Below are 14,571 nucleotides of genomic sequence, written 5' to 3'. Positions count from 1 at the left end.
TTTCTATACGCATATATGTATAGTCATCCGGTCGTGTCGTCGTCCGTCCGAAACGGTGGGAGTCCGAGGTGCAGCGAAACGGGTCGTTCTGGCAGAGCCTGACCAGGACCAAACCCACCGAGGAGATCGTCGGCGAGGGCGGCCAGGGCGAGGGCGGCCGGCTCAAACGCACGATGGGCCTGTGGCAGCTCACCATGTTCAGCGTCGGCGCCACCCTGGGGACCGGGATCTTCGTCATCCTGGGGGAGGCCGCCCCGTTGGCCGGCCCCGCCGTCGTCGTCGCCTTCGCGCTGGCCGCGATCACCGCCCTGTTCTCCGCGCTGTCCTACGCCGAACTGGCCGGCACCATCCCCGTCTCGGGCTCCTCCTACTCCTACGCCTACGCCACCCTGGGCGAGCTGGTCGCCTGGGTGTGCGGCTGGTGCCTGCTGCTGGAGTACGCGGTGTCGGTGTCGGCGGTGGCCGTCGGCTGGGGGCAGTACCTCAACGAGTTCCTCAACGGGCTGTTCGGCTTCACCATCCCCGCCGCGTTGAGCGCGCCCCCCGGTGACGGCGGCGTCGTCAACGTCACCGCGATCGCGGTGGTCCTCCTCGCCACCTGGCTGCTGCTGGGAGGCGCCTCGGAGAGCGCCCGGGCCAACGCCGTCATGGTCGTGCTCAAGGTCGCGGTCCTGCTGTTCTTCTGCGTCGTGGCGTTCACCGCCTTCGACTCCGGCAACCTCACCCCGTTCGCGCCCATGGGCATCGCCGGGATCAGCGCGGCCGGCGCCCAGGTGTTCTTCTCCTACATCGGCTTCGACGCCGCCTCCACCGCGGGGGAGGAGGCCCGCAACCCCAAGCGCGACCTGCCGCTGGCGATCCTGCTCTCCCTGGTCATCGTGACGGTCGTCTACGTCCTCGTCGCGCTCGCCGCGGTGGCGGCGGTCCACTACAGCGACCTCGCCGGCAGCGAGGCGTCTTTGGCCATGGTGCTGACCAACGTCATCGGCGGAAGCTGGGCGGCGGTCCTGCTGTCGCTGGGCGCGGTCATCGCGATCGCCAGCGTCGTGCTCACCGTCCTCTACGGCCAGACCCGCATCCTCTTCGCGATGTCGCGCGACGGTCTGATCCCGAAGATCTTCTCCCGGGTCAACCCGCGCACCCAGGTGCCCACCGCCAACATCTGGCTGGTGTCGGCCTTCGTCGCGCTGCTCGCGGGACTGGTGCCGCTGGGGCGATTGGCCGAGGCCACCAGCATCGGCACGCTGTTCGCCTTCGCCCTGGTCAACATCGGGGTGATGGTCCTGCGGCGTACCCGTCCCGACCTGGAGCGCTCCTTCCGCACCCCGCTGTTCCCCCTCACCCCCATCCTCGGCACGCTGTTCTGCGTCTTCCTGATGACCCGGCTCGACCACGTCACCTGGCTGGTGTTCCTGCTGTGGATCCTGGTGGGGCTGGGCGCCTACTTCGCCTACGGTCATCGCAAGTCCAGGCTCGCGCGAGCGGTGAGGGGAGCGAACACGCCATGAGAGGCGGACACGTCGTCATCGGCTACGAGCCGAACGAGCGCGGAACGGACGCGCTGGCCCTGGGGCTCCTCCTGGCCGGGCGGGCCCGGGCCCGGGTGTCGGTGGTCAACGTCCCCCCGTCGGGCTGGCCCACCCACACCAAGGCCGCCGTGGACGCCGAGTGGGTCACCTACCTGCGCGAAGAGGCCGAGAACGCTCTTGAGGCCGCGCGCCGCATCGTGCGCGACCGGGCCCCGGGCCAGACGCCTCCTCCGGTGGGCGTGGACTACCGCATCCACCATCACCGGGGCAGCGGTCGGGGTCTCGCCGACTACGCCGCCGACGCCGGCGCCGACGCGATCGTCATCGGATCGGCGCCCGGCGGACCGCGCGGCCACATCCGCATGGGCAGCACCGCCGACCAGCTGCTGCACGGCAGTCCGGTCCCCGTGCTCCTGGCGCCCAGTGGGTACGCCGCGCTGTCGGTGCCCCGGTTGGACCGGCTCACCCTCGCCTACCTGCGCCAGCCCGGAGCCGACCGGGCCCTCGCCTTCGCCGCCTCGCTCGCCGGCCGGCTCGACCTGCCGTTGCGCCTGCTGACGATGCTCATCGGGGACGCGGCCCGGGGCGGCCGGGGCGTCCGGCTGCGGGAGCAGATGCTGGAACGGCTCCGCGTCGAGGGCGCCGCCGACCTGCGGGAGGCCGTGCGCAACGTCGCCGCGCTGCCCGAACCGGACCCCATCTCGGTCTCCACCGAGATCGTGGCCGGCACGAGCGCCGCCGACGCGCTGGCGCGGGCCGAATGGCGGACCGGCGAGGTGCTCGTCTGCGCCTCGGGACAGGGCGGGCCGTTGCGCAGGGTCTTCCTCGGCGACATGGCCATCGACATCCTGCGGGCCTCCGGCGTGCCCGTGGCCTTCCTCCCCAGGGGGGCGGCTCCGCCATCCGACGGTCGCGGGTGAGGAGACCAGGGCGTCCCCGCACCGTCGCGGCCCCGGTTCGACGCGGGGGCGCTAGCGGGAGGAACCCAGCGCGGGCTCCTCGGTCACGGCCGAGGAGCGGGCCGGGGACGGGGAGCCCGGCGGTGCTCCACGCGGTGGCACGATCGCTCCCACCAGCAGCAGCACCCACGCGGCGAACTGCACGGCCGGTTGCACCAGGATCATGACCAGGCCCGCGGCCGACTGCGTGGCCAGCCCGAGGAACACCTGCGCCGAGATCCACAGATAGGGCAGGGCCGCGGCGAACAGGTGGACCAGCAGCGCCGCGACGACCAACCGGGGCCGGCGCGGACGCCAGCGCGCGGCCAGCGCCAGTCCGAGGACCACGACCACCAGCGGTGGGCCGAGATCGCGGATCAGGCTCACCAGGGGGACACCGATGTACTCCACCCGCTCCACGCTACCGGTCGGATGTCGCGGGCGCGGTCACGGTCGTCGGGGCTACTCCCAGCGGAAGAGGCGGCTCGCCAGCAGGGAACCGGCGACCGCCCACACGGCGAGGACCAGGAGCGGCGCCAGCGGCAGCCCCGCCCCCTCCGTCAGCACCGAGCGCAGGCCGTCGGCCAGCGCGGTGATCGGCAGGGCCTCCAGGAAGGGACGCACCGCGTCGGGGTAGCGGTCGATCGGGAAGACCACGCCGCCCAGCCCCAGCAGGACCACATAGACCAGGTTGGCCGCTGCCAGCGTCGCCTCGGCACGCAGCGTCCCCGCCATCAGCAGCGCCAGGGAACTGAAAGCGGCGGTGGCCAACAGGATCACCAGCGCGCACGCCAGCGCGCCGGTCAGCCCGCCACGCGGTGACCAGCCCAACGTCAGCGCCACCGCCGACAACAGGGTGATCTGGACGACCTGGACCGCGAGCACGGCCAGCGTCTTCGCGCCCAACAGCCCGAACCGCGACAGCGGTGTCGCGCCCAGCCGCTTGAGGACGCCGTAGCGCCGCTCGAAGCCGGTGCCGATCGCCTGGCCGGTGAAGGCGGTGGACATCACGGCCAGCGCGATCACGCCGGGGGCCAGGAAGTCCACCCGGGAGCCGCCCCCGATGTCGATGAGCGAGGTCATGCTGAAGCCCACGAGCAGCAGCACCGGGATGACCATGGTCAACAGGAGCTGTTCGCCGTTGCGCAGCAGGACGCGCAGCTCCATCCCGGCCTGGGCCAAGACCATGCGCGGCAGCGGGGCCGCGCCGGGGGCGGGGGCGAAGGAGACGGAGGAGGTGCGCGAGGCGGGGTCGATCATGATTCGCGGAGGTCCCGACCGGTGAGTTCGAGGAAGACGTCTTCGAGGCTGCGCCGCTGTACGCGCAGGTCCTCGGGCAAGATGCCCTGTGCCGCGCACCAGGTGGTGACGGTGGCGAGGAGGCCCGGGCCGAGGGCCTGGGGGTCGGCGCAGGTGACCACGTAGTGGCCGCCGGGGAACTCCTCCACCCGGCAGCCCGCGGGAAGCGCGGAGAGCAGGCTCGCGGAGTCGATGCCCGGGGCCGCGCGGAAGCGCAGCTCCTGGTCGGCGCCTGTCAGCTCGTCGGTGCCGCCGTCGGCGACGACCCGGCCGTGGTCGATGATGACGACACGGTCGGCGAGCCGCTCGGCCTCCTCCATGTAGTGCGTGGTCAGCACGACACCGACGCCCGCCGTGCGCAGCTCCGTGACGAGCTCCCAGGTGGCCATGCGGGCCTGGGGGTCCAGGCCGGCGGTGGGCTCGTCGAGGAAGACCAGTTCGGGACGGCCGATGACCGCGGCGGCCAGCGACAGCCGCTGCTGTTGGCCGCCGGACAGGCGGCGGAACGGGGTGCGGGCGACGGAGACCAGGCCGAGCCGCTCCATCAGCTCCTGCGGAGGGAGGGGGTCGGCGTGGAAGGCGGCCATGAGGCGCAACCACTCGCCGGCCCGCGCGCCGGTGGGCACGCCACCGGCCTGGAGCATGACCCCGACCCGTGGCTTCAGGGCGCGGGCGTCGGTGATCGGGTCGAGGCCCAGGACGCGCACCGTGCCGGAGTCGGCCTGGCGGAACCCCTCGCAGATCTCGATGGTCGAGGTCTTGCCGGCCCCGTTGGGGCCCAGGAGCGCGGTGACGGCGCCGCGCGGCGCGGTGAACGACAGGCCGGCCACGGCGGTGGTGCTGCCATAGCTTTTGACCAAGTCGGTGACCTCGACCGCGGCTGTGTCCATGCGAAAAGTGTAGGGCGGCCTCTCGGGGGTCGGGCACCGACCCGCGCTCGAGGCCCCCGCCAGAGCGCGTGGGAGCGGTCGTCCCGCCCGGGCAGCGGCCTTGGGGCGAACGTGTCGTCTCGGTCACGTCGGGGGAGGCGTCCCGGAAGCATCGTCTCGATCTATGGGCCGGCTGTCTCCGCATGTGGACGCCCGGGGCCCGCACATCCGCGTTCGGGGCGGGGATGCGATCCGGCGCGGGGTGGAAAGCCCTGTTAGGCAAGGCTTGCCTGGGTGATCTATGACATGGATCACCGTTTGGCGGTCGGGACTTATTTACGCCACACTGATGTTGTGAAAAACGTGAGCCGGCATCAGCGAGCAGACGGGACCGCCCCCTCGGGCGCGCCCCGGGTGACCGCTGCGCCCGATCCGGGAGCCGAGACCGGCACCCGCGCGCGGGTGGCCCGGCTCATCCTCGAACATGGTCCGATCACGGCGTCCACCCTGGGGGAACACCTCGGGCTGACCCCGGCGGCCATCCGTCGTCACCTCGACAACCTGATGGCCGAGGGCATGGTCGAGGCCCGCGACGCCCGCCCGCACGGGCGCAGGGGGCGAGGGCGTCCCGCCCGCGTCTTCGTCATCACCGAGGCCGGTCGCGACGCGTTCGTGCACGGATACGACGATCTCGCCTCCAGCGCCCTGCGTTTCCTCGCGGAAAAGGCGGGCCCCGAGGCCATCAGCGAGTTCGCCCGCCGTCAGGTGGCCGACCTCGAACGCCGCTACCGCCCGATCCTCGCCGCGGTCGCCCCGCAGCAGAGGGTCCGGCTCCTCGCCGAGGCGCTGTCCTCCGACGGCTACGCCGCCTCGGCGGGCGACGCGCCGGCACCGGGCGGCGGCGAGCAGCTGTGCCAGCACCACTGCCCGGTGGCGCACGTCGCGGCGGAGTTCCCGGAACTGTGCGAGGCCGAGGTCGAGGCCTTCGCCCGGCTGCTGGGCACCCCCGTCCGCCGGCTCGCCACCATCGCCCACGGCGACGGTGTGTGCACCACCCATGTCAGTCCCCGCGACCTGAACTCCCCAGAGTCCAAGGCCCGCCCCTTCCCGAGCGAGGGCGGCCAACGCCACACAAGGACGTCCCGTCCAGGAGGATCCGCGTAATGACGTCTATCGCGCACCCCGAGCTCGAAGGGCTCGGCACCTATGAGTACGGCTGGGCCGACCCCGACCAGGCCGGCGCCTCCGCGCGGCGCGGCCTGAACGAGGAGGTCGTCCGCGACATCTCGGCCAAGAAGGCCGAACCCGAGTGGATGCGGGACCTCCGTCTCAAGGCCCTCAAGCTCTTCGACAAGAAGCCGATGCCCGCCTGGGGGGCCGACCTCTCCGGCATCGACTTCGACAACATCAAGTACTTCGTGCGGTCCACGGAGAAGCAGGCCACCTCCTGGGAGGAACTGCCCGAGGACATCAAGAACACCTACGACCGGCTCGGCATCCCCGAGGCCGAGAAGCAGCGGCTGGTCGCCGGTGTCGCCGCGCAGTACGAGTCCGAGGTCGTCTACCACCAGATCCGCGAGGACCTGGAGCAGCAGGGCGTCATCTTCCTCGACACCGACACCGCGCTCAAGGAGCACCCCGAGCTCTTCCAGGAGTACTTCGGCACGGTCATCCCGGCCGGCGACAACAAGTTCGCCGCGCTGAACACGGCGGTGTGGAGCGGCGGCTCCTTCATCTACGTGCCCAAGAACGTGCACGTGGAGATCCCGCTGCAGGCCTACTTCCGGATCAACACCGAGAACATGGGCCAGTTCGAGCGGACGCTGATCATCGTCGACGAGGGCGCCTACGTCCACTACGTCGAGGGCTGCACCGCGCCGATCTACAAGACCGACTCGCTGCACTCCGCGGTCGTCGAGATCATCGTCAAGAAGAACGCCCGCTGCCGCTACACCACGATCCAGAACTGGTCCAACAACGTCTTCAACCTGGTCACCAAGCGTGCCGTGGCCTACGAGGGCGCGACCATGGAGTGGATCGACGGCAACATCGGCTCCCAGGTCACGATGAAGTACCCGGCCGTCTACCTCATGGGCGAGCACGCCAAGGGCGAGACGCTGTCGATCGCCTTCGCCGGCGAGGGCCAGCACCAGGACACCGGTTCCAAGATGGTGCACTGCGCGCCCAACACCTCCTCCACGATCATCTCCAAGTCGGTGGCCCGCGGCGGTGGCCGCGCCTCCTACCGGGGCCTGGTCCAGGTCCAGGAGGGCGCCAGCCACTCCAAGTCCACGGTCAAGTGCGACGCGCTGCTCATCGACACGGTCAGCCGTTCCGACACCTACCCCTACGTCGATGTCCGCGAGGACGACGTGGAGATGGGCCACGAGGCCACCGTCTCCAAGGTGAGTGAGGACCAGCTCTTCTACCTGATGAGCCGCGGCCTGGACGAGGACGAGGCCATGGCCATGATCGTGCGCGGCTTCGTCGAGCCCATCGCGCGTGAGCTGCCCATGGAGTACGCGCTGGAACTGAACCGGCTCATCGAGCTGCAGATGGAAGGAGCGGTTGGTTAAGCATGGCCAGCCCGAACATCGAGATCAAGGAACACTCCCACGGCGGGGAGCTCCCGGTCTCCAAACTCGACGTGCACGGCTCGTTCGACGTGGCCGACTTCCCCGTGCCCAACGGCCGTGAGGAAGAGTGGCGCTTCACCCCGCTGCGCCGCCTGCGCGGCCTGCACCAGCACACCGAGGCCACCGACGGCAAGATCACCGTCGAGACCGACGCCCCGGCCGAGGTCACCGTCGAGACCGTCGGCCGTGACGACGCCCGGCTGGGCACCTCGTTCCTGCCCACCGACCGGGTCAGCGCGCTGGCCTACGCCTCCTTCACCGAGGCCACCGTCGTCACCGTGCCCAAGGAGACGCAGGCGTCGGCCCCGGTGAGCATCAAGGTCACCGGCACCGGCCAGGGCGAGTCCTACGGTCACATCCTGGTGCGCGCCGAACGCCACTCCGCCGCCACGGTGGTCCTGGAGTACGCGGGCAGCGCGGTCCACGCCGACAACGTCGAGTTCGTGATCGAGGACGGGGCCCAGCTCACCGTCGTCAGCCTCCAGGACTGGGAGCGCGACGCCGTCCAGGTCTCGCACCACTACACCAAGGTCGGCCGCGACGCCCGGTTCCGCAGCTTCGTCGTCACCCTCGGCGGCGACCTGGTGCGCCTGTCGCCCAAGGTCGGCTACACCGCCCCCGGCGGCGACGCCGAGCTGTACGGCCTGTACTTCACCGGTGCCGGCCAGCACCACGAGCACCGCTCGCTGATCGACCACAACGTCTCCAACACCCGCAGCCGCGTCGAGTACAAGGGCGCGCTCAGCGGCGAGGAGGCCCACGCGGTCTGGATCGGTGACGTCATCATCGGCGAGGGCACCGAGGGCACCGACTCCTACGAGCACAACCGCAACCTGGTGCTCACCGACGGCACCCGGGTGGACTCCGTGCCCAACCTGGAGATCTTCACCGGTGAGGTCGAGGGCGCGGGCCACGCCAGCGCCAGCGGCCGGCTCGACGACATCCACCTGTTCTACCTCCAGTCGCGCGGCATCCCCGCCGACGAGGCCCGCAAGCTGGTCATCCGCGGCTTCTTCGCCGAGCTGATCAACCGCATCGAGGTGCCCGAGCTGCGCGAGCGCATCATGACCGAGGTCGAGGAGAAGCTGGCGCTGCATGAGTAACGACGGATTCGTCAAGGTCTGCGCGCTGGCGGACATCCCCGAAGAGGGGGCGCTCGGCGTGGAGGTCGACGACACCCCGGTCGCGCTGGTGCGCAGCGAGGGGCAGGTGTACGCCATCAACGACATCTGCTCCCACGCCGAGGTGAACCTGTCCGAGGGCGAGGTCGAGGACGGCACCATCGAGTGCTGGCTGCACGGCTCCTGCTTCGACCTGCGCTCGGGCAAGCCGATCAACCCCCCGGCCACCCGACCGGTCCCCACCTACGCAGTGAAGATCGACGGCGACGACGTGCTCGTCTCGCTCGCTGAGAAGAATTCCTGAGGCTGAACACACATGACGAAGTTTGAGATCCGCGGTCTGCGCGCCGACGTCCTCATCGGCGCCGAGGAGCGCCAGGAGATCCTCAAGGGCGTCGACCTCACCATCAACTCCGGTGAGACCCACGCCATCATGGGCCCCAACGGCTCCGGCAAGTCCACGCTGGCCTACGCCATCGCCGGCCACCCCAAGTACGAGATCACCGACGGCGAGGTCCTCCTCGACGGCGAGAACGTCCTGGAGATGGGCGTCGACGAGCGGGCCCGCGCCGGCCTGTTCCTCGCCATGCAGTACCCGGTCGAGGTCCCGGGCGTCTCCATGTCCAACTTCCTGCGCAGCGCGGTCACCGCGGTGCGCGGCGAGGCCCCGAAGCTGCGCGCCTTCTCCAAGGAGCTCCAGGAGGCGATGAAGGGCCTGTCCATCGACCCCTCCTTCGCCGCCCGCGGTGTCAACGAGGGCTTCTCCGGTGGTGAGAAGAAGCGCCACGAGATCCTTCAGCTCGAACTGCTCAAGCCGAAGGTCGCCATCCTCGACGAGACCGACTCCGGCCTCGACGTCGACGCCCTGAAGGTCGTCTCCGAGGGCATCAACCGCGCCAGGGCCACCGGCGAGATCGGCGTCATGCTGATCACGCACTACACTCGCATCCTCAACTACGTCAAGCCCGACTTCGTGCACGTCTTCGCGCACGGCCAGGTCGCCGAGTCCGGCGGCCCGGAGCTGGCCGAGGTGCTGGAGGCCGAGGGCTACGAGCGTTTCGTGAAGGCAGGCGCTTAACCGTGACGGCACGCGAGCTCGGACTGCTCGACGTGGACGCGATCCGGGCCGATTTCCCCATCCTGGCCCGGACCGTCCGCGACGGTCGTCCGTTGGTGTATCTCGACTCCGGAGCCACATCGCAGAAGCCCCGGCAGGTCCTGGACGCCGAGCGGGAGTTCTACGAACGCCACAACGCGGCGGTGCACCGGGGAGCGCACCAGCTCGCGGAAGAGGCCACCGACGCCTACGAGGGCGCGCGCGAGACCATCGCCGCGTTCATCAGCGCGCGGGCCGACGAAGTGGTGTTCACCAAGAACGCCACCGAGGCGATCAACCTCGTCGCCTACGCCATGAGCAACGCCGCGACCGCGGGGGACTACGCCTCCCGCTTCCGCGTCGGGCCGGGCGACGAGGTGGTCGTCACCGAGATGGAACACCACGCCAACCTGGTGCCCTGGCAGGAGCTGTGCCGGCGCACCGGCGCGACCCTGCGCTGGTTCGGTGTGACCGACGAGGGCCGGCTCGACCTGTCCGACCTCGACGGCCTGGTCAACGAGCGCACCCGGATCGTGGCGCTCACCCACCAGTCCAACGTCTTGGGCACGGTCAACCCGGTCGAGGCGATCGCGGCACGCGCCCACGAGGTGGGCGCGCTGGTCCTGCTCGACGGGGCCCAGTCGGTGCCCCACATGCCGGTGGACGTGCGCGCCCTCGACGCCGACTTCATGGTGTTCTCCGGGCACAAGATGCTCGGCCCCAACGGCATCGGCGTGCTGTGGGCGCGGCCGGAGCTGCTGGCGGCCATGCCGCCGTTCATCTCGGGCGGCTCCATGATCGGCGTGGTCCACATGGAGGAGTCCACCTGGGCCGACCCGCCGCAGCGCTTCGAGGCGGGCGTCCCCATGGCACCCCAGGCCGTCGGTCTGGCCGCGGCCTGCGACTACCTCGACGCCATCGGCATGGACAACGTCCTCGCCCACGAGCACGCGCTCACCGAGTACGCGCTCAAGCACGTCGGCGCCATCGAGGGGGTGCGGATCGTCGGCCCGGCCGAGGCCGAGGCCCGCGGTGGCGCGGTCTCCTTCGTCGTGGACGGGATCCACCCCCACGACGTGGGACAGGTCCTGGACGACCGTGGAGTCGCGGTGCGCGTCGGCCACCACTGCGCGTGGCCGCTGCACCGGCGCTACCGCGCCGTGGCGACCACCCGCGCCTCGTTCTACCTGTACAACTCGCTCGCCGACGTCGACGCCCTCGTCGAGGGGATCCGCGCGGCGCAGCGGTTCTTCGGCACCGCCGGGAGCTAGAAGGGCGCGTAGATGCGACTGGACGCGATGTACCAGGAGATCATCCTGGACCACTACCGCAACCCCCACCACAAGGGATTGCGGGACCCCTACGACGCCGAGGCCCACCACATCAACCCCACCTGCGGTGACGAGGTGACCCTGCGGGTCGCGCTCACCGCGGCCGGGGGCGAGGTCGACGGCTCGGCCACGGTCGCCGACGTCTCCTACGACAGCATGGGCTGCTCCATCAGTCAGGCCAGCGCCTCGATCATGACCGACCTGCTCATCGGCAAGACCGTGGACGAGGGCATGCGGGTGCTGGAGGAGTTCACCGAGCTCATGCACTCCAAGGGGCAGGGGGAACCCGACGAGGACGTCCTGGAGGACGCGGTGGCGTTCGCCGGGGTGTCGAAATACCCTGCACGTATCAAGTGCGCCCTGCTCGCCTGGATGGCGTGGAAGGACGCGACCGTCAAGTCACTGGCAACACACGAGGAGGAGGCGTCATGAGCGCCGACAACGAGACGGCCGCGGCAGCTCCCGGGCAGTCCGGCGAGGCGCTGCTCGACGACATCACCGAGTCGCTCAAGGACGTCATCGACCCCGAACTCGGCGTCAACGTCGTCGACCTCGGCCTGCTCTACGGCGTCAACGTCGACGGCGGGACGATCACCCTCGACATGACGCTCACCAGCGCGGCCTGCCCGTTGACCGACGTCATCGAGGAACAGGCCACCGGCGCGCTGGCGGACTTCGACCACGACGTCAAGATCAACTGGGTCTGGATGCCGCCGTGGGGTCCTGACAAGATCACCGACGACGGCCGCGACCAGCTGCGGATGCTCGGCTTCAACGTCTGAGCCGCCTCCGCTCTGTCCGACCCGGGGTCCGCGTCCCTCCCCTTCCGGGGGAGGGGCGCGGGCCTTTCGTGTTGTTCGGGGCCGATCGACCGGGCGCAGGGGCCGCGGAACCCCGCGTGCTCCGACCGGCGTAGCGCGAGGCCCGCGGTGACCCGGTGGGCCGTCGGCCGTGGCGCGGCAGCGGCCACGCCGGGACGGTGGAGCCGGGGCGCCGCAACAGGTGACCGGTCCAGGAGCGGCCTCGCCGCCGCGGGCCGACCCTCGTCTTCACAACGGCCGGCGGGTGCGGTCGTCAGCGCGCTGGCGAGCGGTACCGGTCCCAGGCGCCCGCGGGCAGCGGCGCGAGCCCTCGCGCCGGTATCGCCCCTCGGATGACGGTCGGCGGCCTGGCCCGTCGCCGCTTCGCCAGGCGGGGACGACGCCGGGACCCTGTGTGCTTCGCCGATCCGCAGCCCCCGCGGAAACGTCCGCCCGATGGGGGTGAGGCCGGCCGTGGCACCTGTAGCGGACGTGCCGCGGGAGAGGAGCGGCACGGGGAGCGACCACCGCCCCGGCGGTGTCCCACAGGGGCCCGCCGCGTCGAACGGCCGTCGCGGCACCGCGTCGACCGTCATGGGCGCGGTGACCTCCAGGCTCCGGGCCCACGACGGTCCGTTCCGCCGGACCTCGACGTAGGGGCCACACCCCGTCCGCGCTCGTCGAGGAGCCTCCCGCCCGGCCTTTCGCGCGGGTCTCCTCCCCGGGACGGGGTGCCGCTCAGTGCGTCGCGTACAGGGTGGGGCGCAGTTCGGCGACGATGTCGTCGTCGCCCCGCTGGCCCAGGAGGTCCAGCAGGTGCGCCGGGTTGGTCTGGACGGTCTCGTCCTCGCTGATGCGCCGCGCGATGATCTCCAGCGCCTCGTCGGTGGAGGCCGGCGCGGTGTAACCGATCAGGTGCAGCGCCCGGCTCGTCGGCCCGTGGTCGCTCAGGTCGGTGGCCGCGAGCCTCCGGGCGTCCAAACGGTCACCGTTGACGGTGATGAACACCCGGTCGCCCGGATGCGCCGACAGCCGGCGCAGCAGGGGACGCAGCGAGTCGAACGCGGGCTGGTCCCGCCACACCAGCACCAGTAGGTCGGCGCCCGGCGCGGTCAGGCACAGCAACCGGCCCGGCTGCAGGCCCAGGTGGGTGGCGTACCCCGGTGGCACCGTGACCGGGGCCCCGTTGAGGTGGTCGGCGGTGACGTCGACCCGGTGCCACCACCGGCCGTCGGGAGCGCGGAAGCAGCGCGGTGAGGACGCCACGCCCGGCTGGGAGTCGACGGTGGCCGGGACGGTCGTGCGGCGTCGGATCGGCAGGCCGCCGGCCGTCGTGCCGACGGGGGGCTGGACCGGGGCGGAGGCGTGGCCGGCGGTCGCGGCCGTGGGGATGGGCGCGGCCAGGGTCACCGACTCGTCGACCATGACGTAACCGTCGCGGATGCTCACCCCCGGCGTGCTCAGCAACCACGCGCGCAGGGACTGGGGGCGGATGCCGAGCTTGGCCAGGCGCAGCCCGGCCTCGGTGAAGTCGGGCTGTCCGGACAGGAGCTGGCGGGTCTGCCAGCGCAACCGGTTCGGGTCGCCGGCGACCAGCCAGCCGTTGTGCAGCCGGCGGTCGGTGAACAGCGTGATGATGACCCGCCACAACGGGGTGCCCAGCGAGGGGATCTCCACGGGGTGGTCGGTGTGGGCGCTGATCAGGTGGTCGATGGTGGTCGCCGTGCCGAGCTGTTCGGAGATGTCCCCCAGGTGCTTGGTGATGGGCTCGCCCTGGGGCGAGGACAACCAGTGCAGCAGCCGCTCCTCGACGCTGCGCTGGGCGTTGCGGATCTGGGAGAGATCGGCCTGGACCTGTTCGGACAGGACCCGGATGCTGATCGGCTCGGCGGCGAACAGGCGCTCGGCGGCGACGGTGCGTTCGAGCTCCTCCCAGCTGCGGAAGAAGTGGTCGAGCAGGTCGACCAGGGGGTGCTCGCCCAGACGCAGCGGAGGACGTTCGGCCGCGGCCTCGTTGGCGATCTCGCCGCGCAGCGCCTTCGGCGGGCCGAACGCCGGTCGGCGCAGCGTGCGCCCGGGGCCGAGCAACGGGCTGCGGGTGCGCTGGGGGAGTTCCACCGGGGGCGCGGCGGGGGAGGGGGCGGTGGGGTTCTCCTCCTCGCGGTTGGCGCGCAACGCCCGCAGTGTCCGGATGGCCCGCGTGGCGGGGCTCTGTGGAGGGTCCTCGTAACCGTCGGTCTTGTCGGCCCCCGTCGCCTCGGTGAGGTAGGCGAGGGCGTTGTGCACGTGTTCGGGCGCCGACTCCGGCATCCAGTTGGCGATGGTCCGCACCGCCTCGACGATCAGCGCGGGGGAGGGGGCCGGGCCTCCGCCGGAGTCGCGGGTGAACGGGTGGACCGCGCGCCACATCGCCGTGCTCACCACGTCGAGCACGCCGCAGCCCTCGGGACAGCCCCAATCGCGCATGGCGGCCGGGGTCGCGGCGACGAGCTGGTCCCAGCCGCCGGCCGTCGCGAGAACGGTGCCCCGGACGGGTTCGGCGATCTCGTCCATGTCGACCGCCAGTTCCCGCAGGGTCGGCATGAACTCGCCGAGGGACAGGTGGTCCCAGCGCTCGATGGAGAGGCGGGCCAGGCAGTGCGACAACCACGTGGGCCCGGCGATGTCGAGGACACGCGGTAGCGGCAGCGAGTGCCACCAGCCGTCGACCAGGCGATCGTGGCAGAGGATGTCGCTGATGTCGTCGGGCTTGCCCCACCTCAGGGCGGGGGCGAGGTCGGTAAGGCAGATCGGGGAGACGGCGTTCATCTGCTGGGGACCTCGACCTCCTGGCGTACGGCTCGCCGAACGTGCGGCGGCGCGGGCATTCGGCTGTGCGCTACACATTACGCCGCCCGGCGGGGAAACGGACGACGAGCAGGTGTTCCACGGGTCACCGTCACCACGGTAGAG

General features: G+C 71.2%; 14 protein-coding genes. 10 read left to right on the top strand and 4 right to left on the bottom strand.

Translation table 11 applies throughout. The annotated features are described in order from the left end of the window. Positions 1–68 precede the first annotated feature (68 nt). Positions 69–1,508 (top strand): amino acid permease, encoded by a 1,440-nt coding sequence (locus tag ACYVHU_RS17920; protein ID WP_235001023.1) that lies wholly within the window; start codon positions 69–71, stop codon positions 1,506–1,508. After that, entirely contained in the window at positions 1,505–2,449 is a 945-nt protein-coding gene (locus ACYVHU_RS17915; protein WP_078762427.1) for a universal stress protein, read from the top strand. The genes ACYVHU_RS17920 and ACYVHU_RS17915 overlap by 4 nt, the downstream gene beginning before the upstream one ends. 51 nt (positions 2,450–2,500) lie before the next feature. On the opposite strand, the gene ACYVHU_RS17910 is transcribed toward ACYVHU_RS17915, so the two are convergent. The 3 genes from ACYVHU_RS17910 to ACYVHU_RS17900 are packed head-to-tail and all read right to left on the bottom strand — an operon-like array spanning position 2,501 to position 4,656. Next, positions 2,501–2,878: a hypothetical protein gene (locus ACYVHU_RS17910; RefSeq protein ID WP_432939674.1), complete on the bottom strand. Its 378-nt coding sequence runs from the start codon at positions 2,876–2,878 to the stop codon at positions 2,501–2,503. 51 nt (positions 2,879–2,929) lie between these two features. Continuing rightward, entirely contained in the window at positions 2,930–3,727 is a 798-nt protein-coding gene (locus ACYVHU_RS17905; RefSeq protein ID WP_078762428.1) for an ABC transporter permease, read from the bottom strand. Further along, positions 3,724–4,656 (bottom strand): ABC transporter ATP-binding protein, encoded by a 933-nt coding sequence (locus ACYVHU_RS17900; protein WP_078762429.1) that lies wholly within the window; start codon positions 4,654–4,656, stop codon positions 3,724–3,726. Before ACYVHU_RS17900 ends, ACYVHU_RS17905 begins: the two co-directional genes overlap by 4 nt. A 342-nt stretch (positions 4,657–4,998) precedes the next feature. Here ACYVHU_RS17900 and ACYVHU_RS17895 point away from each other — a divergent pair, with 342 nt between their 5' ends. Genes ACYVHU_RS17895 through ACYVHU_RS17860 form a run of 8 tightly spaced genes read left to right on the top strand, consistent with a single transcriptional unit; the run spans position 4,999 to position 11,601 of the window. Continuing rightward, complete coding sequence (locus ACYVHU_RS17895; protein ID WP_078762430.1) at positions 4,999–5,799, top strand: helix-turn-helix transcriptional regulator; 801 nt, start codon at positions 4,999–5,001, stop codon at positions 5,797–5,799. After that, a complete protein-coding gene (sufB, locus tag ACYVHU_RS17890; RefSeq protein ID WP_078762431.1) occupies positions 5,799–7,211 on the top strand; it encodes a Fe-S cluster assembly protein SufB in 1,413 nt (470 codons plus the stop codon). The genes ACYVHU_RS17895 and sufB overlap by 1 nt, the downstream gene beginning before the upstream one ends. A 2-nt stretch (positions 7,212–7,213) precedes the next feature. Further along, entirely contained in the window at positions 7,214–8,374 is a 1,161-nt protein-coding gene (gene sufD / locus ACYVHU_RS17885; RefSeq protein ID WP_432939682.1) for a Fe-S cluster assembly protein SufD, read from the top strand. Next, positions 8,367–8,696: a non-heme iron oxygenase ferredoxin subunit gene (locus tag ACYVHU_RS17880; protein WP_078762433.1), complete on the top strand. Its 330-nt coding sequence runs from the start codon at positions 8,367–8,369 to the stop codon at positions 8,694–8,696. The genes sufD and ACYVHU_RS17880 overlap by 8 nt, the downstream gene beginning before the upstream one ends. A gap of 12 nt (positions 8,697–8,708) precedes the next feature. Further along, entirely contained in the window at positions 8,709–9,470 is a 762-nt protein-coding gene (gene sufC / locus ACYVHU_RS17875) for a Fe-S cluster assembly ATPase SufC (protein WP_078762434.1), read from the top strand. Positions 9,471–9,472: 2 nt separating this feature from the next. Continuing rightward, a complete protein-coding gene (locus ACYVHU_RS17870) occupies positions 9,473–10,759 on the top strand; it encodes a cysteine desulfurase (protein WP_078762435.1) in 1,287 nt (428 codons plus the stop codon). Positions 10,760–10,771: 12 nt separating this feature from the next. Further along, entirely contained in the window at positions 10,772–11,251 is a 480-nt protein-coding gene (gene sufU / locus ACYVHU_RS17865; protein ID WP_078762436.1) for a Fe-S cluster assembly sulfur transfer protein SufU, read from the top strand. Further along, positions 11,248–11,601, top strand: a complete 354-nt coding sequence (locus tag ACYVHU_RS17860) for a metal-sulfur cluster assembly factor (protein WP_078762437.1) — start codon at positions 11,248–11,250, stop codon at positions 11,599–11,601. Before sufU ends, ACYVHU_RS17860 begins: the two co-directional genes overlap by 4 nt. A gap of 756 nt (positions 11,602–12,357) precedes the next feature. Here ACYVHU_RS17860 and ACYVHU_RS17855 read toward each other — a convergent pair. Further along, the gene (locus tag ACYVHU_RS17855) at positions 12,358–14,427 is read right to left on the bottom strand and encodes a hypothetical protein (RefSeq protein ID WP_498949053.1); all 2,070 of its coding nucleotides are present in this window, start codon (positions 14,425–14,427) and stop codon (positions 12,358–12,360) included. Positions 14,428–14,571: the final 144 nt, after the last annotated feature.

The sequence above is a fragment of the Marinactinospora endophytica genome, from assembly GCF_054780875.1.
This window is presented reverse-complemented; position numbering and strand designations above follow the sequence as displayed.

Bases quoted from the DNA above. Each gene is read 5' to 3' on its own strand.
- ACYVHU_RS17860 (WP_078762437.1), top strand. From the start codon at position 11,248: ATGAGCGCCGACAACGAGACGGCCGCGGCAGCTCCCGGGCAGTCCGGC.
- sufC (WP_078762434.1), top strand. From the start codon at position 8,709: ATGACGAAGTTTGAGATCCGCGGTCTGCGCGCCGACGTCCTCATCGGC.
- ACYVHU_RS17905 (WP_078762428.1), bottom strand. From the start codon at position 3,727: ATGATCGACCCCGCCTCGCGCACCTCCTCCGTCTCCTTCGCCCCCGCC.
- ACYVHU_RS17855 (WP_498949053.1), bottom strand. From the start codon at position 14,427: ATGAACGCCGTCTCCCCGATCTGCCTTACCGACCTCGCCCCCGCCCTG.
- sufB (WP_078762431.1), top strand. From the start codon at position 5,799: ATGACGTCTATCGCGCACCCCGAGCTCGAAGGGCTCGGCACCTATGAG.
- ACYVHU_RS17900 (WP_078762429.1), bottom strand. From the start codon at position 4,656: ATGGACACAGCCGCGGTCGAGGTCACCGACTTGGTCAAAAGCTATGGC.
- sufU (WP_078762436.1), top strand. From the start codon at position 10,772: ATGCGACTGGACGCGATGTACCAGGAGATCATCCTGGACCACTACCGC.
- ACYVHU_RS17915 (WP_078762427.1), top strand. From the start codon at position 1,505: ATGAGAGGCGGACACGTCGTCATCGGCTACGAGCCGAACGAGCGCGGA.
- sufD (WP_432939682.1), top strand. From the start codon at position 7,214: ATGGCCAGCCCGAACATCGAGATCAAGGAACACTCCCACGGCGGGGAG.
- ACYVHU_RS17880 (WP_078762433.1), top strand. From the start codon at position 8,367: ATGAGTAACGACGGATTCGTCAAGGTCTGCGCGCTGGCGGACATCCCC.